This is a genomic window from Micromonospora sp. NPDC005206, from assembly GCF_040608175.1.
Lineage (GTDB): Bacteria > Actinomycetota > Actinomycetes > Mycobacteriales > Micromonosporaceae > Micromonospora.
The window spans coordinates 1-26,319 of the sequence record NZ_JBEXHU010000042.1 but is presented as its reverse complement, the minus strand read 5'-3'; the positions used below and the strand labels follow the sequence as shown (position 1 = coordinate 26,319).

Genomic DNA, 26,319 nt, shown 5'->3' with positions numbered 1-26,319 from the left:
GAGCAGAACCTCCAACAACCCGCCGGCTGCGATCACCAGCCTGCCGCACACGCCTTGGCCGCATAACCCCCGAAGGACTTACGAACCCGAGCACTAAGCCCCCGACCTCAACTTGACAGAAATGGGAGCGTCCACTCGGCCGGCAGCAGGCCGGCAGCAGGCTGTCTGGTCTCGGAACCCGCGTGACAGCGTCCCGCCAGATGCTTGACATGCTCGATATTCGGCTGATTGATCGCGTGGTGTTTGCGGGTCTCAAGCTGGGGGCCGTTCTGCTTGTCTAGCGGGTGGTAACGGCGGCTCGGGTGGCTGTTTTCTGGTGCGGAGTGTGTCGAAGGTGGCGATGCCGGCTAGGACGAGAGCAGCGGTGGTGGCCGCGGCCAGTGCCGGCAGGAGGATCATGGCGGGCGAGGTGCCGGCGAGCACTAGTGCACCGATCAGGCGGGAGCGGGAGACTCGGGCGAATACCGCGTGTTCGAAGAGGGCGCGTCCGGCTAGGAACAAGATGGGCCCGCCGAGGATGACGAGGATCCAGGCCCGGTCGGTGTGCCCTGTCGGGTGTTTGATGACAAGCTCGTAGCCGACAGCGACGGCGACGATGCCGGACACCATGAGCGCGTGAGCGAGGAACGCCTCTCGGATGAGGCGGCTGGGCTCGGGAGCCGCCGTGATCGCGGCGGGCAGTAGCCGACCCGCCCGGTAGAGGTAGATCCGAAATAGCAGCACGGTGGTGGTGAACGACACCGCGAACGCTGCGGCGGCAGCGGGGCGAAAGGGTCTGTCACTGTAGGCGGGGGCGGGCTGTCGCTGACTGGGCAGCGCCCGTTGACTCGGGCGCTCGGGCGCCCACAATAACGATCCGGGCGCCGCGCTGGGCCGGATCGCCGCAGACACCACCGCCGCGAAGCGGCCCGACCGGCTCGCCGCGCGTCGCCGCTCGTTGGCAGGTGAGGGTCGGGCGCAGCGGGGAAAGCGGCCGGATGGCCGACGATGCGCTGACCCTCTTCCTCGCGGGCGACGTGATGACCGGCCGTGGGGTGGACCGGATCCTGCCCCGGCCGGGCCCGTCCGACCTGCGCGAAGGCGCGGTCCGCGACGCGGAGACCTACGTCAGGCTGGCCGAGTCGGTCATCGGGCCGATTCCCCGGCCGGTGCCACCGCGGTGGCCCTGGGGCGTCGCCCTGTCACTGCTGGACCAGCTGCGGCCGGACGCGCGGATCGTGAACCTGGAGACCGCGGTGACCGGCCGGGGCGAGCACGCGCCGGCCAAGTCGGTGCACTACCGGATGCACCCGGACAACTTGTCCTGCCTGGCCGCCGCCCGGCTCGACGTCTGCGCGTTGGCCAACAACCACGTGCTCGACTTCGGCCCGGTGGGCCTCACCGACACCCTCGACGCGCTGGCCGGGGCCGGGATCGCCGCCGCCGGCGCCGGCCGGGACGCCGCGGCGGCGTGGGAGCCGGCCCGGGTGGACCTCGGCCGAGGTCGCCGGATGCTGGTCTTCTCGGTGGCCGCCCCGTCCAGCGGGGTGCCCCCGTACTGGGCGGCCACCGCCGACGGGCCCGGGGTGGCGTACCTGCCGGAGACCTCCGCCGCCACCGCCGAGCAGATGGCGCGGCGGATCGCCGCCGAGGCCGAGCCTGCCGACCGGGTGCTGGTCTCCGTGCACTGGGGCACCAACTGGGGGTACGAGGTGCCGGCCGAGCACGTCGAGTTCGCGCACCGCCTGCTCGACGCCGGCGTGGACGTGGTGCAGGGTCACTCGTCGCACCACCTCCGACCGGTCGAGGTCTACCGGGACCGGCTGATCCTCTACGGCTGCGGGGACCTGGTCGACGACTACGAGGGCATCAGCGGGCAGGAGGTGTACCGGCCTGAACTGCGGCTGCTCTGGCTGCCCGCCCTCGACCCGGACACCGGCCGGCTGCGCGGCCTGCGGGCCGCCCCCGTGCGGATCCGCCGGATGCGTCTGGAGACCGCGAGCCCCGACGAGGCGCGCTGGCTCGCCGATCTGCTCAGCCGCCTCGGCACCCGTTTCGAGGTCGCCGCCGACGGGCTGCTCACTCTGGCCGGCGACTGAGCCGGGTGGCCCGCGCCACCTACCGCCCGCCGTGGGCCCGGTGGCCATGGGCGCACAACGTGTGCAGAAGCGCATCGATTGCCGGCTGCTTGCGCTCCAGTGCGGCGAGCTTGGCCCGGCACTGATCAAGCTCGGCGGTGTGTCCGCGCGCAAGCTGCGCGAGATTTTCGACGGCGACAGCTGGCGCAGCTGCACTCCGCCTCGCCGTCGATCTGGCAACTTTCACCACTTCATCGACGCCACCGGCCAGCAACTCCGCGACGCGGAACAGCATGCGATGCCCCCGACGGCGTGGACCGCTGGCCGCCTGACTCACCCAACAACCGCCAGCCGGGCCGGCAACACTGATCCCGCTAGTATCCACTCGCATTTCGTTGGCTGTCGGCTTGACGACACCACGCTGGACGCCGGTGCCCACCAGGCGCACTTTCACAGTGCACGATGCGTATACAAAGGCGCGCTCACCGCGGTCGAGGAGCATCGAAATGTCCGACGTCGAGGTGAAATCCTACCGGTACCTGCGAACGGCGATGGTCGCCTTGCTGCTCGGCCTTGGAGCAGCGGTGATGTACCACAGCCTACAAGCGGGCGCTTTCCTGGCATCCGTTAGTGCCTACTACTACACGCCTGCGCAGGCGATCTTCGTCGGCGCCCTCATCGCCCTCGGGGCCTGCATGATCGCCTTGAAAGGGACGAACGAGGTCGAAGACGTATTTCTCAACCTCGGCGGGATGTTTGCGGCCGTGGTCGCGATCGTTCCCACGTCGCGTGGCGCGGACTATAGGACGGCGGTTCGCGCTTGCGAGCAGGCGGACAGTCCGGCGCTCCAAGAGCTGGACTGCCCCACTGTCCGGACGTTGGCCGAGGCCACCAAAGCGAACGTCGAGAACAGCACGGTTGCTCTGCTGTTTGTGGGCGCGCTGGCTCTCCTCGCCGCCATACTCTTCTACTCGCTGAAAGACCGGAGGACGCCTGGGGCAAAGTTCCCTCGGTGGGCATACGCAGCGACGTTGGTGGTGTACGGCGGATCTGCCGGTGCTTTCGCGGCGTCCAGGGCGTGGTTCATTGATAACGCCCACTACATCGCCGCCGTTGGTCTGCTTGCATGCATCATCGTCGTGGCGGTGGCCAACGCACTTCGACGCGACCAGGGACGGCAGGAGACTCTCAACGCCGTTCCCGGCGCGCTAGCCCGATCCAGGGATTTCTACGCATGGTTCGCGCGGATCCTGCTAGGGGCTGCCGCCGTGGGCACGCTGTTGTGGCTTGTCGACTGGATCAGCCTCTTCCTGCTCGAGATCGTCGTCGCCGCGTTCTTTGCCGTGTTCTGGATGGCGCAGACCATCGAACGGTGGCGCGACGAGCCCGGGCCCGGGCAGTGATCCTGGTGATCTGCCACCCAGCAAAGCGCAGGCAAGGGGGTTCGTGTCGGTGGGGCGAGTTGAACCCCAAATACGTGATCAGGATGGCCGCTGAAATGCCGTTATCCTGAGATCCGAACCACCGAAGGCGCGGCTATGTGTTCTGCCCAGAGACGTTGGGGACGGTTGAAGTGCGTTCGGCGGAGCCCGTCTAAATCCGGCGCCCCCTCTGTACCAGCCGGGCCAGATCTTTTCCGCGGACGTCGAACCGGAGCTGGCCCGGGTGCTCGCCGCGGGCGCCTCCTGTGCTAGGCCGACTGTGAAGGCGAGCGCAACTTGCGGTCGGCAGGTTCAGTCGGTCGTAGCATTTGATCTTGGCGGTTCGGTGGGACAGGATGTTCTGCCGTGCGTGCGTTGTTGACCTTGGATGATCGGGAAGAGATATCCCGTGGCCTGGCCGAAGGCTTGGAGTACAAGCAGATCGCGGTCCTGATCGGCCGTGACCCGTCGGTGGTGTCGCGGGAGGTCGCCCGGCACGGTGGCCGGACCGCCTACCGGGCCGCGGCCGCCGACACCGGTGCGGCGGTGGCGCGGCGGCGGCCGAAGACGTGGGCGGTGCAGCGGGCACCGGGCCTGGTTGAGGTGGTCCGCGAGCGGCTGCGGCTGGGTTGGTCGCCGGCGTCGATCGCGGGTCGGTTGGCGTTTGACTACCCCGACGATCAGGCTTACCGGGTGTCTCACGAGGCGATCTACCAGTGGGTGTACGCCCAGCCGGTGTCCACTCTGGCTCGGGAGCTGATCGGTCTGCGTACCGGCCGCACGGCCCGTCGTGGCGGGGCCCGGCCGGCTCCGGCACCACGCATCCGCGAGCCCCGCTACCTGGACGAACGCCCCGCCGAGGTGCAGGGCCGGCAGGTCCCCGGGCACTGGGAAGGTGACCTGGTCATCGGCAAGGCAGGCAAGAGCGCCGTGGCGACGCTGGTCGAACGCACCTCCCGGTTCGTGGTCCTGGTCCCACTTACCGGCCGGGACGCCCTCACCGTCGGCGACGCGATCATCGCCGCCGCCGGGACCCTCCCACCGCAGCTGGCCCGCTCGTTGACCTGGGACTGCGGGTCGGAGATGGCCGGACACGCCCGGATCACCGCCGCCGGACTGCCGGTGTACTTCGCCCGCCCGCACTCACCCTGGCAACGCGGCAGCAACGAGAACGCCAACCGGATCCTGCGCGAGTACTTCCCCAAGGGCTTCCCGATCACCTCCGACCCCAAATATCTGGCGATGGTGGCTTCCGAGATCAACGACCGACCCCGTAAGATCCACGGTTGGAAGAAGCCCTCCGAGATATTCACCGAACTCGTCGAGGCAAATGCTTCCACTGGCTGAACCCGCCCATCTCTCAACGGCAAAGCGGTTCATCGTGAGGCCGGCTGGGCGTAGGCCGGTGCCGCCAGGAAGCTGCGTGCTCCCAATCTGCCCCCAATTTAAGGGCAACAGCGCGAAAGCCCGTTACCGGTGGTTCCGGTGACGGGCTCGCTACCTGCAAATATTCATTGTGGGCGAAACTGGGATCGAGCCAGTGACCTCTACGGTGTGAAGCAGGACGCTACACCGACTCTGACCTGCGGAGACGCGAGACCGCAGGTGGGGGCGCATGCGTTGGGCGTGGTTCGGTGCCGAGTACCGGCCGTCTATCGAAGCGAGCTCTACGCCTCCAAAGTCGGGGTGGCGCTACAGGCCGCTGGGGTCAGCGTCTCTCGCAACGAGAGGGACTACGGTCCTGACTTCCACGCGCAGACCCGTGACGAGCATGGCCGCGGTCTAGGTTAGGTACCGCGAGCGTGGACCGCTCAGGACGTAAGACATCCGCCAGGCGGAACGCTTTACCCACGGCATCCGGGGTGTCGCCGACGAGAACAACAGGCTCGTGGAAGCAGTGACCTGGAACGACGACAGAGGCAGCGGCCTCTTGACGCGCCCTGATGAGGGTCATGGCCGCTTCCGCTCCTCCAACTGCCGCCGAACATCCGGAGGCTGACGGACACTGACCCATTTGTTGCGGCGGATCACCTCGTCGGGCAGTCGCCAGACCGTCCAGCCTCCCCGGACGGGGCCACGATCGTACGTCCGGTAAAGCGCTCCACCTTGTCCCCGTCGGGGAGGTTGGTAGCCCTTGTGGTGCCCGGCGAGGTGATCTCCCGGCTGATCTCCGAGGAGAGCCGGGGGTTCGGGGCGGAGCCCCGAGGTCTTCGTCCTGGCCGTCGGTCACTACTACCGATCGGCTTGGCTAGCGGCTGTCTCGCCATCGACCACGACCGCACGGTTGGTCAAGTTTCCCGGCGTCTGCCTTGCCAGGTTCAGAACTCCTGAACCTGGCAAAGCTCTCAACGGCGGCGAAGGACCAGCACGTCCTCGTGCGCCACCAGGTGCACCGGGATGCCTTCGTCGCGGGTCCGCCGGACCGCCATCAGGCCGAACATGCTGGCCCGGTGCACGACCTGCCCGTCACGGACGGCGGCGAGCATCGCCGCCGTCCGCTGCACCGGGGCCAGCCCGGCTGACTGCGCGACGGCGAGCAGCTCGCCGGGCAGGTCGATCAGGTCATCGCGTTGGCGGCGTACCGGTCGGGAGGTGATCACCACGGTCCCGCCGGGACGCAGCAGCTGATAGCTGGCGGCCAGGATCGAGGCGAACCCGTCGAGCAGGCGGGACCACCCCGCATAGGCGAGATTGCCACGCTCCCGGTCCCCATACAGGTGGTCCCGCTTGCGTACCCCGGTACTCGTCGTCTGCACGAGGCCATGCGTCCCGCGCCCGTACGGCGGCGACGTGAGCACGAGGCTCACCCGGCCGACCGCCGACGCGGGCACCAGGTCGAGCAAACCGGTGGCATCCCCAGTGAACACCGTCGCCGTGCCAGGGGCACCCTGCGACGCGGCGAGGGCGACGTTGGCCTCGGCCAGTGCGGTGTAGCAGGGCTCAATGTCGATCCCGATGCCCTGCCGGCCGAGGTGCATGGCCTCCACCAACGTGGTGCCGCACCCGCACATCGGGTCGAACACCACATCGCCCGGCGCGGTATACGCGCTGATCGCGTGCGCGGCCAGGTGAGGCAACATCTTGGCCGGATGGCTGGAGGTCCCCCGGACGTAGCGCCCTCGCCGCTGGTCACGCGCGGGTATCTGGCAGGTCAGCCACACCGAGGTGACCGGCAACATCTCAGCCATCGGCGCCTCCGCCCTCCGTCGCGCTGCGGGTCAGGATCAGCACGTCGGTGTGGATCACCAGCTGCGCCTGCTGGCCACGCCGGGGCGGCCGGTCGGCCGCCACGATGTGCTGCAGGTACGCCAGCCCGGCCCGCTTCGCGGCGACGACGACGTCGACCGGCAGGGTGACGTTGCCGTGCGGCAGCAGCACCGCCACGCAGCCGCCCGGCGCGAGGCGGGCGCGGCAGCGGAGAAAGAACTCGACCGGGCAGGCGTCGGCGACGGGCCAGCCGGTGACGATCAGCGTCGCCGCCTCACGCCCCCAGGCAACCGGGCGGGCCGCCTGCAGGTGGCTGCGGCGGTGTGCCGCGATGACCGCGCGGGCCAACTGCGGCCCCTCGGCCAGGTCGATGATGAGGTCGCACGGGTGGGTGAGGTTGTGGACCAGCCGCACGCCCATCGCGTTGGACATGGTCTCGCCCTCCTGCGGAGCAGGGACCGGCCAGACGGTGATCGGCACGGGCGGGTCGCCGGGCACCACGTCCCCCACGGGGACCGGTGCGCGGTGGACGTTTCTGTCGGTCATGGGCACGGTGGCCCCCGGACCGGCGGGCGTACTGACGATCCCCAGTGCGCCGCTGACAGGCCGATCGAACCCGCCCCTCCCCTGACAGAAACGGTCAGCTCGGCCGCCAGACAGCCCCGCGGGCGGGCGGCGCACCGGCGAACCTGACACGAGCGGACACGACCTGTCCTGGTCTGACACTCGCTCGTGGTGTCAGGTCGGGCTGTCCCAATCGGGGGTCTCGAAGCGTTCGCGCAGGGCGAAGCGCTCCCGTGGAGGAGGCATCACCATGGCCACAACCCCCCGCACGAGGACAGGCGACACGGCGCTGACCGCTGCCGAGACAGCCTTCGAGCTACTGACCTGCGAACCGGCTCCGCTGGTGTTCGACGCTCGCCCGGTACCAGGTCTGCCGGACACGACGATGCCGCTGGACGAGCTACGCGAGCTGCTGATGGACGGACGCTACGACAGCGACACCACCGATGAGCTGTGGCGGCAGTTGGCCCACCACGCCCGCGAATGGGGACCGGCCTGGGTCGTCGGCGCGATCGGCGTGGCCCTGCCCGCCCTGACACACCTTGCAGCGAAGATCAGCCGCGGCTACGTCCGGCACGCCGACGACGTCGACTCCGCAGTCCTCGCCGGGTTCCTTCAGGCACTGCGTGCGGCGGACCTCACCCCGCCCCGGTTATGGCTGCGGCTGTGCTGGGCGGCCTGGCGCGCCGGGGCCGCGGTCGTCAAGGCCGACGACGGCGAGGAACTGCCGCTGGACCTGCCCACCGGCTCGCGTTCGCCGAGGATGCCCTACGGGCATCCGGATCTGCTGCTCGGCCGGGCGGCCGCCGCGGGCCTGATCACCGCCGAGGCCGCTGAGCTGATCAGCGCCACCCGCTTCGGGGACGCGCTGATTGAGCAGTTGGCCGCCGAGAAGGGCGTCACCGCGTCGGTCCTGCGGATGCGCCGCCGCCGCGCCGAACGCGTCGTGGCCGCCGCAGTCACGCGGGGCGACCTGTCCGGCCCGAGCCGCTCGTCCGGCTGCCACGAAGCCGCCATGGCGGCCTGACAACACCGCCCTGTGGGCATACAGCCTGAGTACATCGGTAGGTACGCCGTGACCTACAAGGACTTACTTTCCGACGCGATCAATGCGGCTGCTCCGGGGCTGTTCTCGTTACCGAGCTGACCACTGCGACCGGCTACACCCGATCCCTGCGCCACCGGTGCAAGCGCGCGCATCGCGGTTGCATAGAGCGTTTTGATCAGCGTGTCGGCGTCGCGTTGCTGCTCAAGGAGGCTGTTCAGCGAATCGCCGAGCGAGGTGGACATGGACACCACGGCGCTGCGCCGGCCGTCGTCGGTGACGCCGGTGACCGTGATGTAGCCGCCGTCGTGGCCCTGGTAGACGCCGCCGCAGGGCAGCGGGCGGCTGACCAGGCCGAGCCCGTGGAGGCCGCGCGGCCAGATCGCATTGATGTCCTCGTTGATCTCGACCGTTCGTTTCATGTCGGCCAGTTGTGCGGGGCGCAGCAGCGGGCCGCCCAGCAGCGCGTGGAAGAACCGGTCGAGGTTCCGGGTGCTGGAGACCATGGAGTCCGGGTCCACTAGGGCGCGAGCACCGCAGGTTCCGGGGCGGGTGCCCCGTCGGGGGTCCGGGGCCCGGCGATCTGCGGCTGCGCCGTGTGGGCGCGCGTGACCGGAAGCGATGCCGCCAGGCAGGCAGCGGGGACCCCGGCTGTGTGCCCGCCGGGACGGTGCGTCAGAGCATGGCGAGCCGGTCCACCAGCAGTTCCACCCTCTGCTCGGTGTGCTCCGGCGGCAGCCGTCCGGCCCGGGTCAGGGTGGCCAGCCCGTGCAGGGCCGCCCAGAATGTCTCGGTGAACAGCCCCGGGTCGACGCCGTCCCCGGCGACCTCGCCGAGGCTCTCCAGTAGCGCGGCGAAGGCGTCCTTGAGAGGTGCCGGGGTGTCCTCGTGCGCGAACGCCAGGCCGCCGTCGAGCTGGAAGATGGCGTCGTAGACCGCCGGGTTGCGTGCGGCGAAGTCGAGGTAGGCGCGGGCGAGGGCGGTGACCCGGCTACGAGGGCCGTCGGCGGCGGCGGTCGCGGCCCGCACCGCCGCGGCCATCTCGGCGGCGCCCTTGAGGGCGACGGCGCCGATGATCTCCCGCTTGCCGCGGAAGTGGCTGTAGAGGACGGGCTGGCTGTATTCGATGCGCTCGGCGAGCCGGCGGGTGGTGACCGCGTCCCAGCCCTGCTGCTCGGCGAGGTCGCGGGCCGTGGCCACGATGAGGCGTTCGCGGTCCGCCCGTTCGCGCTCCTTGCGTTCCTGTACCGACATGATTCGATCCTAGCACCGCTAGGCAACCGAGCGGCAGCAGTGCTAGCGTTGCCATGCCAGCTATCAACGCTAGATCCCAGGAGGGGTCTTCATGCTCAACGCACTCGAGGTGTTCACCACCGTGGTCGTCGGCGTGATGGTGGGGGTGGAGTTCTCCGTCGCCTTCGTCATCAACCCGATCCTCAACGCCCTCCCGGAGGACAGTGGCCAACTCGGCCGCGCCCACGGGGGCCGGATGCTCGGCGCCGCGATGCCGGTCTGGTACATCGGCTCGCTCGTCCTCGTCGCGGTCTGGGCCATCGCCGGATGGCACCACCACGGCACCGGCCTCGTCGTCACGGCCGGCGCGCTGCTGATCCTCAGCGTGATCATGTCGATCCTGCTGCTCGTCCCGATCAACAACCGGGGCAAGACGTGGACCCCTGACAACCGGCCCGCCGACTGGAAGCAGCAGATGAACCGCTGGGACCGCTTGCACTACGTCCGCGTCGCCGTCATCATCGCCGCCTTCGCCCTGCTGGTCACCGCCCTCACCTGAGCCCGCGGGCCGACACCGCGCACGCGGCGCACAATCCCCACTCCCCCGGGCGGCAGCGGGCCCGACATCCGGGAATGCAGCTGCCGCTGAGAGCCCACAACTGGGATCCCGACAAGCTACGCCCCTCGATGACCTGCGCGGCTCTGGGCTCTGGTTCGGGTGAGGTCATTGATCCAGATCACCGAGGCACGTTGCAGGACGACGGTGGCTTCGAACGCCTTGCGGGTACTAGCGATCCGCAAGCGTCCGTTGGGTGACACCGGGCGCCTGGTGTCACGATCGGCGACCCCGCTGGTGGCGACGAGGTGCCGGCCGTCGGAGGTGGTCACTCGGGCTTGAACGCCGGTCACCCCGAGGGCGTGGATCGCGTCGGTGTCCCGTTGCAACCGGCCGGCGGCGTGGCCGGAACCGGTCACCGATCCTTCGGCCCGGGTCGAGCCCGGTGGCCGTGAACGTGAGGGCGACAAGCTGCGCCGCCGCACCCAGCGCGACCCGCTGCCTCGGTTTCTGCTGTTCAGTCTCATGGCACTGACGTTAGGAGCGGCGTTGACGCGGACCGATACCTCGTCCCACCCGATGCGGTACAGCTCGCTGTAGCGTCGCCGGCGTCACTCGCGAACGCCAATCGCGTCGACCGGCTGCGACCGCATGGCGATCCGGGTCGAGGTCATGATGGCGGCCCAGCCGAGCAGCGCGGCGACCGCGACGATTCCCAGGTAGATGAGCGGTGGGATGGACGGGATCAGCGTCCTGGTCAGCCCGATGCTCGTGCCGATCAACGACGGGATCGCGGCCAGGGTACCGATAAGAACGGCTGCGACGACGACGATCCTCGTCTCGCTGCGCATCATCGCGAACACCTGGCGACGGGTGGCGCCGACCAGTTGGAGCAGGGCGAATTCGCGAAAGCGTGCGGCGGTCGCCATCACCAGGGTGTTCACCACGGCGATCGCGAGGTAGCCGAGCATGACCGCGTTGAGGATGAGGCCGACCGCAGACTCGCCGGCGGCGGCATCGCGCTGCGCGGCGACGAACGACTCGCGGTTGTTGACCTGGACGCTCGGGAGGTGTCGGACGGCCGATCGCAACGCATCGCCGAGTGCCCCGACGTCGGTTCCCGTGGCCGCCGCGATCAGCACCGCGAAGTCCAGGCGGTCGGTGGTGTGCTCCAGGACGAGGTCGTGCGGCAGCGTGACGTCACCGAAGCCGAGTCCTCTCTCGTAGAGCGCCACCACCGTGGGTCTGATCGGCGTGCCGTCACCGAGACGTAGGTCCACGGTGTCGCCGAGAGCAGCGCCGAGGGTGCCCGCCGCGATCCGGCTCAACGCGACCGCGTTGTCCCGCACATCCGCGACATCGCCCTCCAGAACGGCGAGATCCATGGTCTCGGCGAGCCGGTCGCCGATGATCCCCTGCGCCGGGTAGGTCCTGATCTGAGGGTCATCTCCCGAGGTGAACGCCAGCGTCCGCGTGCGGACGACCAGGGTCACCGCCGAGACGCCGGGCACGTCCCGGAGCACGTCCGCGACCTCGGGCGAGACGCCAGCGGACGTGGACGTGACGACGTAGTCCGCGCGCAGTCCGTCCGCGGCCTGATCCTGCGCGGCCGAGCTCGAGGTCGTCGCGCTGAAGAGCTGCGCGGCGGCCAGGGTGATGCCCATGATCACAGGAGTGGTCGCCGCGGCGAGCCGCCGGGAGTTGGCGTGCGCGTTCGCGGTCGCGAGGAACCCGCTGACGCCCGACCTGCGGTTCAGCCAGGGGCCCAGCACGGTGACGGCACCGCCGAGCAACCGCGGCCCCAGCAGCGCGACAGCGAAGACGAGCAGGAACGCCGAGAAGGCCGCGCTTTCAACGGCCCCTTCACCGGGTAGCACCAGCGGCAGCACGGCCGCGGTGGCGAGACCGACGGGGATCAGCAGCAAGCCGATGGTCAACCGAAGCCATCCGAGTTTGGGCGGCTCCACCGAGGCCTCGCCGAGCGCGTCCACCGGCCTGAGCTTGGCCGCTCGCCGGGCGGCTATCCAGCCGCCCAGACGGGCGCCGACCAGGCACAGCACCATCGCCACGAGTACCGGAAGCGGGCTGATCGACAGTTCGAAGTCGTCCGGTACCGCGCCGACCAGGGTGAAGGCTTCGTGTAAGAGGAAACTCAGCCCGATGCCCGGAATCACGCCGAGCACTGCCCCGAGCGTGCCCACCACCATGGTCTCGGCGGCAATCATGCCGAGCACCTGCTTCGGGGTCGCGCCGATCGCCCTCAGCAGCGCCAGTTCCCGCAGCCGCTGCCGAACGGACAGGGCAAGTGTGCTCGCCACGACGATCATGATCACCAAGACCATGCTGCCGCCGAACGCCAGCGACAGCTCGCTGATGAACGAACGCGTGCTGCCGATGTCGAGGAACTCGACCTCGCTGCGGTCACTGCCGGTGTAGACGACCACATCGGAGGCCGCCGCCTTGATGGCGCTTGCCAACTCGTCGGCATCGACACCGGGCGCGGCCAGCACGCCGATCGCGTCCACCCGGTCTGGTTGGCCGGTCAGTTCCCGGGCCCGGTCATCGGTGAAGAACAGTGCGGACTGCCGGACGAGACTGCCTGCAGGCAGACCCGCGATGCCCGTCACCCGGAAAGTCGACGTGTTCGAGCCGACCACGAGCCGAACCGACGCGCCGACAGTGAGGCCGGCCCGCTCGGCCAGCGCGGAGTCCAGCACCACGTCGTCCGGCCCGGTCGGGGCCCGGCCAGCGCTCGTGGTGAACCGGCCGAGCGTGGCCGACTGCCAGCCATGCCCGAGCGCGGGCGTGCCGTCCGGCCCGGCGAGCACCTCGGCGTCGGCCATCACGAGGCTGACCGGGACGTTGACCTCGGCGATCGCCGCCCGGACGCCAGGCACTCGCGCGATATCGCCGACCCGGTCGGCCGGCAGGGTGGCCCGCTCGCCGAACCTGGGATCCACGTCGTCGGCCACCAGCAGTGCCTGCGGGGCGCCCACCACCAGGTCGGCAGCCTGATAGCGCTCGGTCGGCACGCCCGAGCGTTCGCTGCTCTCCAGCAGGATCCCGCAGGCCGTGATCACCGCCGAGCCGAACAGCACCGCCGTGAATGCCGCGACGAACCCCCCCTTTCGTCCCTTGACCGTGCTCCAGGCCAACGCCAGCATGCGCTTGGACATCACGCGGCGGCCCACGGCTCGCCTAGGTGAGTCATCCGCTCGGCGATCTGCTCGGCGGACGGTCGGGGCATCTCGCCGGCCAACCGGCCGTCTGCGAGGAACACCACGGTGTCAGCCTGCGCGGCCGCCACCGGATCGTGCGTGACCATCAGCACGGTTTGCCCCAGGTCGTCGACGATCTTCCGGAGCAGTGCCAGGACCTGGCGGCCGGTGCCGCTGTCCAGCGCGCCCGTCGGCTCGTCGGCGCACACCAGGTCGGGCCGGTTGATGAGCGCTCTGGCGATCGCCACCCGCTGTTGCTGGCCACCGGAGAGCTGGCTCGGGCGCCGGTCGTGATGCTCGGCGAGCCCGACCGCGGCGAGGACACTCGCTAGTTGCTCGGGATCGACCGGTTTCTCGGCCAACCGGACGGGCAACGTGACGTTGTCCGCCGCGCTCAGCGCACCGAGCAGGTTGTACGCCTGAAAGACGAACCCGATCCGGTCCCGGCGCAGCTCCGTCAACTCGGTCTCCGACCGGCCGGACAGCTCCGTGTCACCCAGCACGACCCGGCCCGATGTCGGGCGGTCCAGGCCGGCCGCACAGTTCAAAAACGTGCTCTTGCCGGACCCGGACGGGCCCATGACGGCGGTGAACGTACCGCGCGGGAATCCGACTGTCACCCCGTCGAGAGCGCGTACCTCATTCCTCCCCGACCCGTATACCTTTGACACCGAATCCAATTGCACTGCGTACGGATGTGTCGCAAATGTCGGCATTGCATCCGGGTATAGCGAGTGGATCGCGGTGGCCTCGACCAGCGCCCCGCGTCGTCTCGATAGGTTTCTGCTGTTGAACCTCATGCGTTCCGACGCTAGATTCCGCGCCGTCGGATACCGATATCCCGTACCACCCGATGTGAGGTACAGCTGGCTGTAGTGCTGCGGGCGGCGGCCACGGGGCAGACTTGGCGCCGTGTCGGGAACGCGAAGGGACGCTGCCCCAAGGAGGGTACGCAGAAAGGGCATCCTGTGACGTCGGGTCGACGGTGGGTGCAGGCGTGGCGTGGCGGGGCCTACCTCCTGAAATCACTGGCCACTGGGATCGCCACGCTGCTCGCGCTGCCGCTGCTGTGCCATCCGAGGCTCGCCCGGCGATGGGCGAATTGGCACCGTGACCGCGCCGGCCGACTGCTCGAGACGCCGTTGGCATCGCGTCCTGCCCTGCGCGCGACGGCACGCCGGGCATGGGCCGATCCGGCGACGCCCCGCGACCTGCTCTGGCTGCCGGTGAACGCCATCACCGCAGTGCCGCTCGGCCTGCTCGCGCTGCTGTGCGTCGGCAACATCCTGACCGCCGCGGTCGCCACACCACTGTGGTGGACGTTCGCACCGCAGGATCGACCACGGCTGTTCATCGATATTCCGGTGACCGGCTGGGCGACAGCCCTCACACTCGGTCCACTGCAGATCCTCCTGCTCACCGCGCTGGCGTACCTGGCCTTCGCGCCGATCGCTCGCGCACACGCCCGGATCTGCCTGGTAGTGCTGTCGCACTCGGCAGCCGAACAGCTCGCCGACCGGGTCGCCGTGTTGACCCGCACCCGGGCAGACGTGCTCGACGCACACGGCGCAGAGCTGCGCCGGATCGAGCGCGACCTGCACGACGGCACCCAGGCGCGGCTGGTGGCCATCGCGATGCGGCTGGCCGTGGCCCGGCGGGCACTGTCCAACAATCCACGAAACGAGCAGTTCCTGGAAGGACTCCTTCGGGACGCACACGAAGGAACCGAGGAGGCGATGACCGAACTCCGCGACGTGATCCGAACCGTCTACCCGCCGATCCTCGCCGACCGCGGCCTCACCGGTGCACTGACCGCAGTGACGGCTCGCTGCGGCGTGCCAACCCGGCTGGACATCGACAACCTCGAAACGGTACCGGCGGCCGTGGAGTCTATCGTCTACTTCGCCGTCGCCGAGGCACTCACCAACGTCGCCAAGCACAGCCAAGCGACTACGGCCGGCGTACGGGTGAGCCGCACGGCAGACCGGTTATCGGTGGTGATCACCGACAACGGCGCTGGCGGCGCCGACGATCGGCTGGGCACCGGCCTGGCCGGGATCCGTCGCCGGGTGCTCGCTCTCGACGGCACCGTCGACGTCGATAGTCCGGCCGGCGGGCCGACGACGATCACCATGGAGCTGCCGTGCGGGTTGTAATCGCCGAAGACAACGTGCTGCTGGCCACCGGACTGGAACTGCTGCTCAACAGCGTGGGGTTCGACATCGCCGCCATCGCGGGCGACGCGACGGGCTTCCTCACCGCCGTGCGGGACCATCGGCCCGACGTCACCATCGTCGACGTCCGGCTGCCGCCGTCATTTCGCGACGAGGGCATCCGAGCCGCCCTGCAGGCCCGTCGAGAGCACCCTGGCCTGCCGGTCCTGGTGCTGTCGCAGTACGTCGAGCAGCAGTACGCCGCCGAACTCCTCTCCACCACCGGCGGCGGCGTCGGCTACCTCCTCAAGGATCGCGTCAGCCGGGTGGATGAGTTCGTCGACGCGCTGCGCCGAGTGGCCGCCGGTGGCACCGCCATGGACACCGAAGTCATCGCCCAACTCCTCACCAACCGCGGCGACCCGATCGCCGTCCTCACCCCTCGCGAACGCGAGGTACTCGCGCTGATGGCACAGGGACACGACAACAACACCATCGCTGACCGGCTTTTCATCACCGACAACGCCGTGCACAAGCACATCGGCAACATCTTCAACAAGCTCGGCCTCGCCGTCACCGACAGCGGCCACCGCCGCGTCCTCGCCGTTCTCACCTACCTCAACGGCGCGGGCCAGATCGGCGGCGACTGAGTACGCCGGTGACTCGCTCAACCGCGGCGACCAGCGCCGCCGGGGCAGCGCGCATCCGAGCTTTCTCCACGGCGGCACAAAGATCTCCAACTCGGCGACGAGGCCGATGACGTACGCGACAGACTCCGCGAGCAACAACTCCATGTGATCACGCCGCCTGCCCAGGCACACTCCATGAAATCCCATAAAAGAGTGCGCCCCAGCCGCACAGAACTCACGTGATCACGGCCCACCGACCGCCCACTTCCATGATCACGTACGTTTGTTTGGTCAGCGGCACCCAAGGGCAAGCCCGGGGCCCATCCCGAAATCTTGGAAGTTTAGGCACGTCACAGCGGCCTTGGAGCTCCAAAAATCGGCCCGCCAGACACCAACTACTGAGACGTCCGGTACCAGAGGTGTAGTCGGTCAATCACCCGACGCCCGCCCATCGGCACGACCGGACGTCCTCGCACCCGGACGTACCACCTCTGGCGGCTACCTAGGGTGACGGGGCGCTCCGACGCCGACGCGCACGATCGGCGGCAGATCCGGGTGCCCGATCTTGAATCACGCCGGCTCAGACCTACCGACAAGGGGTGGCGAGGATCGTCGCGCCGACCGACGGCACAGGACCGACTTGGTACGGTCTGGCAGTGGAGTGGGCGGTCTTCTGGCGCATCGTCGAAGGTGCCCGGGCTGAGGTGGGTAGTGACACCGAACGCGTCGCCCAGGCGCTCCTCCGTCGCCTTCGCGCGTTGGCCCCAAGCGAGATTGAACAGTTTGAGGAGCTTTGGTTCCAGGCACAGGACAAGCTCTACAACTGGTCAATCCGGGACGCCGCGACGCTGCTGCTTGGTCCCTTGAGCGAGGATGACTTTCCCGCGTGCAGGACTGGATCGTGTCGCACGGGCGGCCAACCATGCAGCGTGTCCAGGACGGTCGAGCTGGCGCGTGACCGGCGCAACGCTCGGATTGACTGGTTCTGCGGCCTCCCACTCGAGGCGCACATCGCCGCAACCGGGGCTCCCCTCGCTATCGATGGGCCTTCCTTGGGTGAAGCCCGCGGTGATCACCACCGCGTCCGGGTCGCAGCGCACCCCACGGGCACGCGCGAGATAGACGGCCACCGCCGCCCGCAACGCGGGCAGTCCCGTCGGGTCGGGATGGTCGAACGTGCCGTGCGACGCCGTCGCCAGCACGCGGCGAACACTGCCGGCCCAGACCGTACGCGGGAACGAACCGAGATCGGGAATCCCCGGCCGCAGCTCGATCACCGGCCCGGTCGCCGTCGCGGGCCGCGGCTTCTCGCGCGAGTCGGGCGGTTCGTGAGGTACGTCCGCGACCCGGGTGCCCGAGCCGGGCGCCGACACCAGCCACCCTTCCGCCACCAGTTGCGCGTACGCCTGCACCACCGTGCCCCGGGACCGGCCCAGGTCGGTGGCTCCGGCTCCCGGGCAAGCGCGACCCGGCCGGCAACCGGCCGGTCCGAATGCTCTCCCGTAACGCGTTCTCCAGCATTCGGCCCGGAAAACCCGCACCCGGATCGAACTCCAGATACAGGTCGAGTGACTCCACCACCCGCCAACGATCTCAACCGGCTGGCCACGGTGCGGGTGCGGCGACGACTCGTCGACCGGTGCACGTGCGGCTCCACCCGTTTGGGTGGTTTGCCGAGTTTCGACCTTGGTGCGGAGTCCGGATCGGTAGGACGCAGGTAATGGGGGACGAACAGCCAGGCGGGCTACTCAGGGCGCCCCGGGAACGGCAGCCGGTGGCGCTCCTGGAGCTTTTCTTCGACCTGGCGTTCGTCTTCGCCTTCACTCAACTCTCCCGAAAGCTGATCTCGGAGCTGACCTGGACGGGGGCGTACCAGACCCTCGTGCTGCTCCTCTCGGTGTGGTGGATCTGGAGCCTTACGGCGTGGCTGACGAACCGGTTGGACCCTCGCCGCACCACGGTCCAGGTGGTTGTCCTGGGCACCATGATCGCCAGTATCGCGATGGCAGCCGTTCTGGCCGACGCCTTCGACGAGCGCAGCGTTGTATTCGCGAGCGTTTACGCCGTACTCCAGATCGCGATGGCGCTCTTCTTCGCCGTCGCCCTGCCCCAACCGGAAAGGCGCACCGGCTGGCGGCTACTCGTCTGGTCCACCGGCACCGGCGTGCTCTGGATCGCGGGCAGTGTCACCGGCGATGCCGCACGCGCCGTGCTCTGGACCCTCGGCGCGGCGATCAACTACGCCGCGTTCACCCTCCGGTTTCCCACCCCACGGCTCGGGCGGATAACCGCACCCGAGTGGCCCGTCGCCGCCGAGCATATGGCGGAGCGGCACCGCCAACTCTTCATCATCGCCCTCGGCGAACTGATCCTCGTCACGGGGCTCACCTTCACCCGGACGGACTTCACCGCCGACCGGACCGGCGCCTTCGCGGCCTCGATCCTCACCACCGTGCTCCTCTGGAGGATCTACGTCTTCCGCGCCGGAGAACTACTTGCCGAAGCCATCGACGCCGCCGCCGATCCGATACGGCTGGCCCGCCCCATGGCACTCGCCCACCTGACAATGGTGGCCGGCGTGGTCGTCACCGCGGTCGGCGACGAACTCGTCATCGCCCAACCGTTCGGCCACAGTCACCCGGCGTGGGTCGCCGTCCTCGTCGGCGGACCCGCGCTGTTCATCGTGGGACGGGCCCTCCTGGAACACACGGTCTTCGGTCGGGTTTCGCCAGACCGACTGATCGCCCTGCTCACCCTGCTCGCGCTGGCGGCACCGCTGCTGCTCGCCCCACCGCTGCTGGCCGCTGTCGCCATCGCCGCGGTCCTCGCCGCCGTCGTCCTCTCCGATGCGCGGGACGCGCGAAAGCACCCGCCAGCCGCACCACGGGACAGACGGCCGTAGCGGGACCCGGGAGCCCGCCGTGGCAGGCCCCCGGTCCGCGACCGTTACCGGGTTACCGCGAACTCGATCCGGGTCGCGGTGTCCTCGATGCCGGTGAAGCCCTCACCGGGGTTGAGCAGGTCCTCGCCGAAGTCGACGTCGGGATCGTCGGCGGTGCCGCCGATGTTGTCGGCGCCGACGCCGAACATGAGCGCAGGGTTGCCGCCCTGGTCCATGATGTTGGCCTGTTCGTTGAACTGGTCGACGTGCCAGTTGCCGAAGAAGTGACCCGCCTCGTGCGCGGTGACGTTGCCGACCGCCTGCCCGACGAAGGCGATCCGGTCACTGGCCGCCGTCATGTACGTGTTTAGCGAGGCCTCGCCGGACGGGTCGCTCAGCACGTCGAGCAGCACCAGGGCGCTGTCCTCGGTGCCGAAGTTGCCGGGGTTGATGTATTGGGCGATGCCGATCGTGGGGATCCCGGACTCGGCGATCGTGCCGCCGACGATCACCCGGCTCACGTTCGGCTCGCCGAACGGGTCGGCGTGGTCGCGGCTGTTGCGGATCCGCAGGTCGAAGCGCTCGTTGAGGCCGCTCTCGATCATGTCGTGCCGGACGTTCTCCTCGACCTCGGCGACGATCGCGTCGATCACGGCGTCCTCGTCGGCGGTGGTGAGGCCCCACCGGGCCCGACACGCCCTCCGGAACGCCGGCCGATCTGCGCGACGAGACCCGTACGAGGCAGCGTTTCCCCAAGCTCACGGCCTACCTCGACAACAATCCGTGGATCGAGCGTCCATGGAAACGCGCGGCCAGCTGACCACCGCCTGCGCTCGGCGGCATTACAGGATGCATCTTCGGCGCACGTGCGGACTGGAGGAGGGGGCGAGGCGAGGTGCTCAGCGCAGTTCGACCTCGACGCCGTGTTCGGTGAGCATCTGCAGGAGGTAGTCGAGGGTGACCGCTGGCTCGTACCGACGCCGGTTGTAGCCGGCGACGAGGTGTTCGCGGGCTACCGCCGAGTTGTGCCAGACCAGCCGGAACGGTGTGCGGGCACCCCACCTCGAATGCAGGCAGTCGCTAAGGGCGTCGAGGTTCCAACCGAAGTAGCCGCCCGGGCCGTTGATGGCCTCGCCGATGGCGCAGTAGAAGCCCTCGATGTCGGTGACGAAGCGGCCGTCGAGGTCAAACACGATCCCTGCCGACTGGTCCAGGAGATCGGAGCGGCGATAGGCCAGTGCCATGCCGGACCATTCGTGCCGTAGCGTCCGGTCGTAGCCGGCCCACAGGTTGCGCTCAGCGGGTCGGCCAGCAAGCCACTGCTCCAGAATGGACGTTTTCCCGTCGAGTGCGGCTGGTGTCCCTCGCTGGCGACGGTGACGTCAAGGAGGCCGTCACCGAGCAAGGACGGCACGCTCGACACGATCGTGCCGTACACGAGGCCGCCTATCAGGGGTGACGCCGAGCCATCGGCGGCGATGGCTTCCTCGTCGGCTGTTACCTGGCGACGGCGTAGGCCGGTCTTTGTCGACTTCGGCATGGCGGCGATCGCGGCCTGCAGTAGCGGCTCGGGTTGGCACCCGACCAGGACGACGTTCGGTACCGGTGGCGCGGCCTGGTCCCGGAAGACGCCCGTGATGTCGGCGCAGGCACCGTACGGTGTGTCGTCCGTACCGCGCAGCACGAACCCGGTTACGTCGCCGGCGTGGTCGACGGCGTCCGTGCGATCGTCCACGTGGACGAGGCCTTCCAGGTCGACGTCGACACGCCCTGGCGAGGTCGTCGACGGCCGTTGGCCCAGGACGGTCACGTCGAGCAGATACACGCCGAACCAGCCGTCCCGTGTCGCTCGGTCGTCGGGCATCGCCGACACCCACAGGTTGCCCAACCAGTCGCGGCCGCCGTCGACGGCAATCGCAGCGGGGCCACTGTCGAGGCTCGAGGCGACGGCCCCGTCCGGTACGCAGCCCAGGAGGGTGAAGCGTTCCCGCGGCCGGGGTGGCAGATCGACGAACAACCCGTCGACGTTGACGCACAACGCTAGGACATCCCCGTCGTCGGGAACTGCGGGTCCGCGAAGCAGCCAACGCGGCGAGACCCGCCGATTCCACGTCCACCGCTGCTGCTCCGGCTGGTCGGTCGTCACCTCCCGACCATACTGGCGAATCACGAACTCGCCTCGCGCACCACCCAGCTCGTCGGTGCTCCGCAACGCAGACGCACTACTTTCGGCAGATCCGGTCGTTGCCACCCGCCAAGGTCGACGCCCTGTTCGCGGCAGATCCGTGCACCCTCGTCATCCGAAGGATCGCTCAGCGAAGCTGATCCCGGCGCGCTGGGCCGATGTGAGCATCTGCCGGGCGACGAGTTGCGGCGGCAACCGGAGATACTGGGTGTAGCCGGAGGCCCGAAGGCGGAACTCGAAGTTTTGGCCTTCGATTTGCCACAACGGCTCGGGGTTGCTGTCCGGCGGATCAAGCCGGTGAACATCGGCGATTTCCATGACTTCATGGAGGGGTCCGAGCCGGCCGGTGATGTCCCAAGCCCCTTCGAACACGAGCGTCGCGGGTGCAACCGGCCGGGGGGTTGGTACTCGGCACATGATCATCTTTCCACGCGCGTGGTCGACACCTTCGGATCCGCCGAAGAGGTCACCGAGTAGAAGGCCCTGGTCAGAGGGTTACCGGTGGGATTCGAGTCTCAGGACCCGGGATCCATAAGGACGCCACCACGGTGAGACCCAGAGCCATACGCCGATGCAGCGTGCCTTTCGTGATTGGAGGCAGCGGGCCTGGGACGACAGCCGGCACCAGCCAGGCGGGGAGCAGCGAAGCGTGACCACTTCGGTGTTCTCTGGGAGGTCACGTCGGCCCGCTCGCCCCGCATCACCGCGGTCAGCGCACTGTTCCGCGTCCGGCTGCGGTGAGCACGTCGGGCGCGGTGACCACTTCGCCAACCTGCGCCCACCTCCAAGGCCAGGCCATCCAGCAGCTCCTTACCGCCCTGACCTGCGGATACTCCGCTACCAGGCGACATAGAGTGCTGTCAACTGCTGCTCAATATGGCTGAGCACTCCGTGTGAAGCAGGACGCTGAACCGACTCTGACCTGCGGAAACGGAAGACTACACGTCGAGGCGGGTGCCGTTCAGCGCCGCTCGGTGCCGTTGGATGCGGTTCAACGCCGTTCAGTGCACCCAACTGCTCCCAACCTGCTCCCCCGATCGCGGCCGCACATCGATGTACACGGTCAGGTACTAAGCGATGAGTTCGAGCGGAGAGCTCAGGGACATCGGGCTGCTCACCGCCACCGGTTTCCGGTGGCGCGTACGTAGTTCCGCCACACGTACCGCCATGGGGTGACGGCGAGGATGACGACAACCAGGGAGCAACTGACCACGGTCTCGGTCTTGGCCGCGTCGAGGTCACCGGTGGTGGCTCCGGGGAGGGCGACCAGTGCGAGCCAGAGGAGCTTCCAGAGCGACTCGAACAGCAGCACGGGAAGCAGCTTGACCGGGTATCGCAGGCCGAGGAACGCCAAGAGGGACATGGCGGTGAGCATGCAGAGCGTCACGCCCTCGTAGAGCGGCAGGGTGGCGACGTCGGGCAGGAGCGGCCACTTCACCAGGGCCAGTCCGACACCCATCAGGAGGTAGCCGGCGCGCATCAGGTGCAGGCGGGTCAGGGACAGATCGGAATGGATAGTGGGTGCGGCGACAGTGGTAGTGGACATGGGATTTACTCCTGGTCGAGATGGGATGGTGGCGGTCGTGCGGCAGTACGTGTTCGGGGCGTGTGGGTCAGCCTCGTCGCGTGAACCCAGGGGGTCTACTGGTGTTGCTGTTCCTGGGAATCAGGGTCGTGCGCGGCGTCGATGGAGGTGAGGGAGATGAGGGTGACGCCGAGGTCGCGGACCTTGGTGAGCAGGCCGTGCAGCTCGGCTTGGTCCGTCACGGCGCCGCGAAGTGTAGTGGCGTCGTCCTCGTGGGTGAGGGCGAGGCCGCCGAACCAGGTCGACCAGTGCTGGTCGAGGTGTCCGTGGATACGGAGCTCGTAGCGCAAGGGTGCATGGGCGTCGTTCGGCATGGTCAGGACCTCACCCCCGCGGCTTCTGCTCGCCGTGCCGGTCGCACTCCGGGGCGGCGGATGATGACCCACTCTGCGACGGCAGCGTTGATCACCCTGCCTGAGCTGACCGACAGACCGGTGCTCCAGTCTAAGGTGACACGCCACCCAATGTGAGCCATGAAACCAGAATCCGACGTACGCACATCGGCAGATCCGGTCGTCGCGCGGACGGAGGTCGACGCTCTGATCGCGGCAGATCCGGATATTGAGTCGCCGTAGTAGGGGCAGGAAGCCTGTCTACTCCGCGGGTGCAACCCAGATGGCGGATAGCTGTCTGACGTGGTGGACCATGGTGTTCACTCGGCAGGTTCCCGACGCTTTGGGCGGCCATCGCTGTCACGCTTGGGCGACGGCGGCTTGCGGCGATGCCGTGCCATACTGCGGCACGTGCACGTGACCGGGGAAGTGCAGATGACGTACGGCCTGCTGCGGCGGATGAGCCAAGACGCACTGGGCCGCTGGCAACGGGTTATGCGGACGCTCCTGCTCGCCCTCGCGGCACTGGCTGTGCTGTTGGCCACGCTGCTCGCGACACTGACGGGGTTCAACGGTCGGCTGCTCTACGTCGTGCTGATGTTGTGTGCCGCGTTCGCCGTGACCGAACTCCTTCCGGTACTGAGTTGGTTGCTGCAGCGCAGCCTCTTCGTCGAGCCGTTCCGGTACGAGGTGAGCACGTCGGGCGTCGACATCCAGACCGCGAGCAGCCGGACACAGATCGACTGGTCCGGCATCACCCGGATTCGGCGGCGACGCCACACCTGGCTGCTGAAGTACGGCATGAGCCAAATTCCGGTGCCGCGGGCGGCGTTCGCGCCCGAGGATCAACGAATCGTGGACGACTTCATCGTTAGGCGCCTCGAGTTCGCCGGGTGACCGTCCCCGGCGCGACCAGCCCGAGCAGCGCGACCGCCGATGCAGCACGTCGGGAGCGTCCCCGCGCGCAGCAGCCGACCACTCGGTTACGCCCAGTAACCCGTACGGTACATGCGCAACGCACGGATTGCGGCCATGACCGGATGCTGGAAGCGTCGCTCGGTGGGCGTTGGCGTGTGACGTGGTCACCCTTGGTTGCGAGTGTCATGCGGTCCGGACGGCTGGTCATGGTCGGGGGATGGGGGTCGTTACGGGGTTGGTGTTGCGGGCGCGGGGTGCAGCCACGACCCGATCCGGCGCGCGGCGGCGAAGCTTGCCCAGCCGGCCGCGGCTACGAGCGCTTCATCTCCGGCTGGTCCGGGGTGCGTACGTGCGTCGTTGAGTACCCGACCGTCGACCTGGTGGGATGCGAGTGCGGCCAGCAGCGCGAATCGGCCTAGTGGCCGTTGCGGTGCCGGCAGCGTCTCGATGGCGTTTTCGGTCCAGCTGCGGGATATGCCTTGCTCCTCGCCACGCCAGGTGCTGAGCCTGGCGGTGACTAGCTGGCGTACCGGCTCTGGGAGCGCCTGTCGGCCAATCGCATCGAATGCGGCGGCGGCTCGGCCGAAGGCATCGGCGATGATCGAGTTGGGTCGGGCCCAGTCGAGGTCGTCGGGTAGCGGGGTCGGGGGAAGCAGGTCGAGCGATGCACCGGGGCGCGCCTTGCGTGCAAGCAGTCTCCGGAAGACGGGGAGGGCCGCGCGCTTGAAGATCGGTTTGAGTTTTGAGTCTGCCAACGGGAACGGTGAGGCGACGGCGAAGATGTTGATCATGCGGTTAATGTAGTGGTAAGAGAGGGCAACGCCGATCAGTTCGGGCGCGTGCTCGTTGGGAAACGGCGGTTGTCGCAGGAGGGGCGTGTCCGGCTGGCGGTTCGCGCGCGCCCAGGCGACCACGGCGCGCAGCTCCGGGTCCGCGATGTCGTCGGTGGCTGCGGAGAGGATGGCTGCGGCCGGGGCTCGGTCTCCAAGGGCGTCGAGCATCGTCGTGTGGACGTCTACGCAGTAGGGGCACGTGTTGATCGCCGATACCGCAGCGGCGACGGCTTCCTTCTTGGTGCGATCGACAAGTGGGCCCCAGGTTGGTTCACGGACCATGGCCCAGTACGCGTGCAGTGCCTGGGGTGCGGGGAGGTGGAGCGCGAACGGCGGGGCCAGCACGCCGAAGTCCCGTGCGATCTGCCGGCGTACGGCGGAGGTACGCGGGTCATGCACGGCGGGGTGGATGTGGCGGACCTGGCGTCGGAATGGGACATCACGCAGTGCCATGGGGACCCTTCAGTGGATTTGAACGACCGAGGATAGACAACTTTTCCAAGCTGAGGGACAAGTTATCGAAGCATGTAGTGGTGCCTGTTGTCTAGCCGGCCGGTAGGATCGGGCGCGTGTCTCAGCGTCGATACAGACAGTTCTGCCCGCTGGCCAAGGCGCTCGATGTCCTCGGCGAGCGCTGGACCCTACTGATCGTCCGTGAGCTGTTGAGCGGGCCGAAGCGCTACACCGACCTGCGACACCGGGCTGGCAGGGCTGGCTACGGACCTCCTTGCGGCCCGGTTGCGCGATCTCCAGGAGGCCGGGGTGATCGACCGGCGCGAAGTGCCGCCACCGACACCAGCGACCTTGTACGAGCTGACCGAGCGCGGTTACGCGCTCAAGCCGGCGATCCTCGAGCTCGCGCGCTGGGGGCGCCCACTGCTGCGCGATCCCGCCGACGATCGCCTACCCGACAGCGCCCTCCTGCTCGGCTTCGAGGCGACGTTTCATCCGGATGCCGCAGTTGGTCTGGATGAGACCTACGACATTGAGGTCGACGGTGAGCGAGTGGCCGTTCGGGTTCACGACGGCACGGTGGATGTCACCCCTGGTCCGGCGGGGGAACACGCCACAGTCAGGGTCGTCACCGATCGGGAGGGCTTTATGGAGCTTGCTCGCGGGCGCGCAGGAGACCGCCTGCGAATCGAGGGTGATGCCGCCGCCCTGGTGCGGCTGCAGCGGATCTTCTCCCTGGCATAGTCGGCCCGCGCCTCTGATCAGTTGATACCTCCGGGCCGCGTGGTGACAGCCGCGGTTCATGTGCAGCGCGTATCGGCGTATGGCCAAGCGGAGCGGAGAAGGAACGCGCGCAATTCGGCATGTCCGGACGCTGCGCCCGTGGCCGCCAGCCACGCTGCGTAACGCGCGGATCGCGGCATGAGTGAGCGGATGTTGACCGCAACCCGGCACTGACGTGATCTCAACAAGAATCCGGTAGGTATCGGTATTCGAAATGGGTGAGGTGGAGAGCGGCGCGGACGATGTCGCCGACCTGCCGTGGGCTG

26 protein-coding genes and 1 pseudogene are annotated in these 26,319 nt (G+C 68.6%); 12 read left to right on the top strand and 15 right to left on the bottom strand.

Annotation, left to right across the window (positions count from 1 at the left end):
- Window positions 1–252: 252 nt before the first annotated feature.
- A complete protein-coding gene (locus tag ABZU69_RS35400) occupies window positions 253–891 on the bottom strand; it encodes a low temperature requirement protein A (protein ID WP_354968610.1) in 639 nt (212 codons plus the stop codon).
- An 86-nt stretch (window positions 892–977) separates the two neighbouring features.
- On the opposite strand from ABZU69_RS35400, the gene ABZU69_RS35395 reads away from it, so the two are divergent.
- Window positions 978–2,078 (top strand): CapA family protein, encoded by a 1,101-nt coding sequence (locus ABZU69_RS35395; protein WP_354968609.1) that lies wholly within the window; start codon window positions 978–980, stop codon window positions 2,076–2,078.
- Between the two features lie 19 nt (window positions 2,079–2,097).
- On the opposite strand, the gene ABZU69_RS35390 is transcribed toward ABZU69_RS35395, so the two are convergent.
- A complete protein-coding gene (locus tag ABZU69_RS35390) occupies window positions 2,098–2,352 on the bottom strand; it encodes a hypothetical protein (protein WP_354968608.1) in 255 nt (84 codons plus the stop codon).
- A 211-nt stretch (window positions 2,353–2,563) separates the two neighbouring features.
- Here ABZU69_RS35390 and ABZU69_RS35385 point away from each other — a divergent pair, with 211 nt between their 5' ends.
- Together ABZU69_RS35385 and ABZU69_RS35380 are read left to right on the top strand one after the other, a co-directional pair.
- On the top strand, window positions 2,564–3,460 hold the full coding sequence (locus ABZU69_RS35385; RefSeq protein WP_354968607.1) for a hypothetical protein: 897 nt from the start codon (window positions 2,564–2,566) through the stop codon (window positions 3,458–3,460).
- Window positions 3,461–3,844: 384 nt separating this feature from the next.
- Window positions 3,845–4,825: an IS30 family transposase gene (locus ABZU69_RS35380; RefSeq protein WP_354968606.1), complete on the top strand. Its 981-nt coding sequence runs from the start codon at window positions 3,845–3,847 to the stop codon at window positions 4,823–4,825.
- A gap of 998 nt (window positions 4,826–5,823) precedes the next feature.
- Here ABZU69_RS35380 and ABZU69_RS35375 read toward each other — a convergent pair.
- Both ABZU69_RS35375 and ABZU69_RS35370 read right to left on the bottom strand, forming a co-directional pair.
- Entirely contained in the window at window positions 5,824–6,666 is an 843-nt protein-coding gene (locus ABZU69_RS35375) for a DNA methyltransferase (RefSeq protein ID WP_354968605.1), read from the bottom strand.
- Entirely contained in the window at window positions 6,659–7,231 is a 573-nt protein-coding gene (locus tag ABZU69_RS35370; RefSeq protein WP_354968604.1) for a hypothetical protein, read from the bottom strand. The genes ABZU69_RS35375 and ABZU69_RS35370 overlap by 8 nt, the downstream gene beginning before the upstream one ends.
- A 268-nt stretch (window positions 7,232–7,499) precedes the next feature.
- Between ABZU69_RS35370 and ABZU69_RS35365 the strand changes: the two genes are divergently transcribed.
- The gene (locus ABZU69_RS35365; RefSeq protein ID WP_354968603.1) at window positions 7,500–8,276 is read left to right on the top strand and encodes a hypothetical protein; all 777 of its coding nucleotides are present in this window, start codon (window positions 7,500–7,502) and stop codon (window positions 8,274–8,276) included.
- 53 nt (window positions 8,277–8,329) lie between these two features.
- Here the strand turns inward: ABZU69_RS35365 and ABZU69_RS35360 are convergent, their stop codons facing one another.
- Window positions 8,330–8,917: a serine hydrolase gene (locus ABZU69_RS35360; protein ID WP_354968611.1), complete on the bottom strand. Its 588-nt coding sequence runs from the start codon at window positions 8,915–8,917 to the stop codon at window positions 8,330–8,332.
- Between the two features lie 52 nt (window positions 8,918–8,969).
- Window positions 8,970–9,548, bottom strand: coding sequence for a TetR/AcrR family transcriptional regulator (locus ABZU69_RS35355; RefSeq protein ID WP_354968602.1), 579 nt, complete (start codon window positions 9,546–9,548; stop codon window positions 8,970–8,972).
- Window positions 9,549–9,639: 91 nt separating this feature from the next.
- Here ABZU69_RS35355 and ABZU69_RS35350 point away from each other — a divergent pair, with 91 nt between their 5' ends.
- Window positions 9,640–10,086, top strand: coding sequence for a DUF1772 domain-containing protein (locus tag ABZU69_RS35350; protein WP_354968601.1), 447 nt, complete (start codon window positions 9,640–9,642; stop codon window positions 10,084–10,086).
- 116 nt (window positions 10,087–10,202) lie between these two features.
- Here ABZU69_RS35350 and ABZU69_RS35345 read toward each other — a convergent pair whose 3' ends face one another.
- From ABZU69_RS35345 to ABZU69_RS35335, 3 genes are all read right to left on the bottom strand, one after another.
- On the bottom strand, window positions 10,203–10,610 hold the full coding sequence (locus tag ABZU69_RS35345) for a serine hydrolase (RefSeq protein ID WP_354968600.1): 408 nt from the start codon (window positions 10,608–10,610) through the stop codon (window positions 10,203–10,205).
- 84 nt (window positions 10,611–10,694) lie between these two features.
- Window positions 10,695–13,259: an FtsX-like permease family protein gene (locus tag ABZU69_RS35340; protein ID WP_354968599.1), complete on the bottom strand. Its 2,565-nt coding sequence runs from the start codon at window positions 13,257–13,259 to the stop codon at window positions 10,695–10,697.
- Window positions 13,259–14,017, bottom strand: coding sequence for an ABC transporter ATP-binding protein (locus tag ABZU69_RS35335; protein ID WP_354968598.1), 759 nt, complete (start codon window positions 14,015–14,017; stop codon window positions 13,259–13,261). The genes ABZU69_RS35340 and ABZU69_RS35335 overlap by 1 nt, the downstream gene beginning before the upstream one ends.
- A 252-nt stretch (window positions 14,018–14,269) precedes the next feature.
- Between ABZU69_RS35335 and ABZU69_RS35330 the strand changes: the two genes are divergently transcribed.
- From ABZU69_RS35330 to ABZU69_RS35315, 4 genes are all read left to right on the top strand, one after another.
- A complete protein-coding gene (locus tag ABZU69_RS35330; protein ID WP_354968597.1) occupies window positions 14,270–15,457 on the top strand; it encodes a histidine kinase in 1,188 nt (395 codons plus the stop codon).
- Window positions 15,445–16,104, top strand: a complete 660-nt coding sequence (locus ABZU69_RS35325; RefSeq protein WP_354968596.1) for a response regulator transcription factor — start codon at window positions 15,445–15,447, stop codon at window positions 16,102–16,104. The genes ABZU69_RS35330 and ABZU69_RS35325 overlap by 13 nt, the downstream gene beginning before the upstream one ends.
- A 578-nt stretch (window positions 16,105–16,682) precedes the next feature.
- Window positions 16,683–17,804: a DUF4240 domain-containing protein gene (locus ABZU69_RS35320; protein ID WP_354968595.1), complete on the top strand. Its 1,122-nt coding sequence runs from the start codon at window positions 16,683–16,685 to the stop codon at window positions 17,802–17,804.
- Window positions 17,804–18,985 carry a low temperature requirement protein A gene (locus tag ABZU69_RS35315; RefSeq protein ID WP_354968594.1) on the top strand — a complete coding sequence of 394 codons (1,182 nt, stop codon included), beginning with the start codon at window positions 17,804–17,806 and terminating at the stop codon, window positions 18,983–18,985. The genes ABZU69_RS35320 and ABZU69_RS35315 overlap by 1 nt, the downstream gene beginning before the upstream one ends.
- A gap of 44 nt (window positions 18,986–19,029) precedes the next feature.
- Here the strand turns inward: ABZU69_RS35315 and ABZU69_RS35310 are convergent, their stop codons facing one another.
- The 5 genes from ABZU69_RS35310 to ABZU69_RS35290 form a co-directional block, all read right to left on the bottom strand.
- The gene (locus ABZU69_RS35310) at window positions 19,030–19,617 is read right to left on the bottom strand and encodes a hypothetical protein (protein WP_354968593.1); all 588 of its coding nucleotides are present in this window, start codon (window positions 19,615–19,617) and stop codon (window positions 19,030–19,032) included.
- Window positions 19,618–19,863: 246 nt separating this feature from the next.
- Entirely contained in the window at window positions 19,864–20,208 is a 345-nt protein-coding gene (locus tag ABZU69_RS35305) for a barstar family protein (RefSeq protein ID WP_354968592.1), read from the bottom strand.
- Window positions 20,209–21,260: 1,052 nt separating this feature from the next.
- Window positions 21,261–21,467 carry a hypothetical protein gene (locus ABZU69_RS35300; protein WP_354968591.1) on the bottom strand — a complete coding sequence of 69 codons (207 nt, stop codon included), beginning with the start codon at window positions 21,465–21,467 and terminating at the stop codon, window positions 21,261–21,263.
- A gap of 796 nt (window positions 21,468–22,263) precedes the next feature.
- Window positions 22,264–22,695 (bottom strand): hypothetical protein, encoded by a 432-nt coding sequence (locus ABZU69_RS35295; RefSeq protein WP_354968590.1) that lies wholly within the window; start codon window positions 22,693–22,695, stop codon window positions 22,264–22,266.
- Window positions 22,696–22,790: 95 nt separating this feature from the next.
- Complete coding sequence (locus tag ABZU69_RS35290; RefSeq protein WP_354968589.1) at window positions 22,791–23,048, bottom strand: hypothetical protein; 258 nt, start codon at window positions 23,046–23,048, stop codon at window positions 22,791–22,793.
- A gap of 429 nt (window positions 23,049–23,477) precedes the next feature.
- Between ABZU69_RS35290 and ABZU69_RS35285 the strand changes: the two genes are divergently transcribed.
- Window positions 23,478–23,963, top strand: coding sequence for a YcxB family protein (locus ABZU69_RS35285; RefSeq protein ID WP_354968588.1), 486 nt, complete (start codon window positions 23,478–23,480; stop codon window positions 23,961–23,963).
- A gap of 248 nt (window positions 23,964–24,211) precedes the next feature.
- Here ABZU69_RS35285 and ABZU69_RS35280 read toward each other — a convergent pair whose 3' ends face one another.
- A complete protein-coding gene (locus tag ABZU69_RS35280) occupies window positions 24,212–25,270 on the bottom strand; it encodes a carboxymuconolactone decarboxylase family protein (protein ID WP_354968587.1) in 1,059 nt (352 codons plus the stop codon).
- Between the two features lie 116 nt (window positions 25,271–25,386).
- Between ABZU69_RS35280 and ABZU69_RS35275 the strand changes: the two are divergent.
- Together ABZU69_RS35275 and ABZU69_RS35270 are read left to right on the top strand one after the other, a co-directional pair.
- Window positions 25,387–25,482 (top strand): annotated as a pseudogene (locus ABZU69_RS35275) (transcriptional regulator); the annotation flags it as partial.
- 97 nt (window positions 25,483–25,579) lie between these two features.
- On the top strand, window positions 25,580–26,014 hold the full coding sequence (locus ABZU69_RS35270; RefSeq protein WP_354968586.1) for an SCP2 sterol-binding domain-containing protein: 435 nt from the start codon (window positions 25,580–25,582) through the stop codon (window positions 26,012–26,014).
- Window positions 26,015–26,319 lie beyond the last annotated feature (305 nt).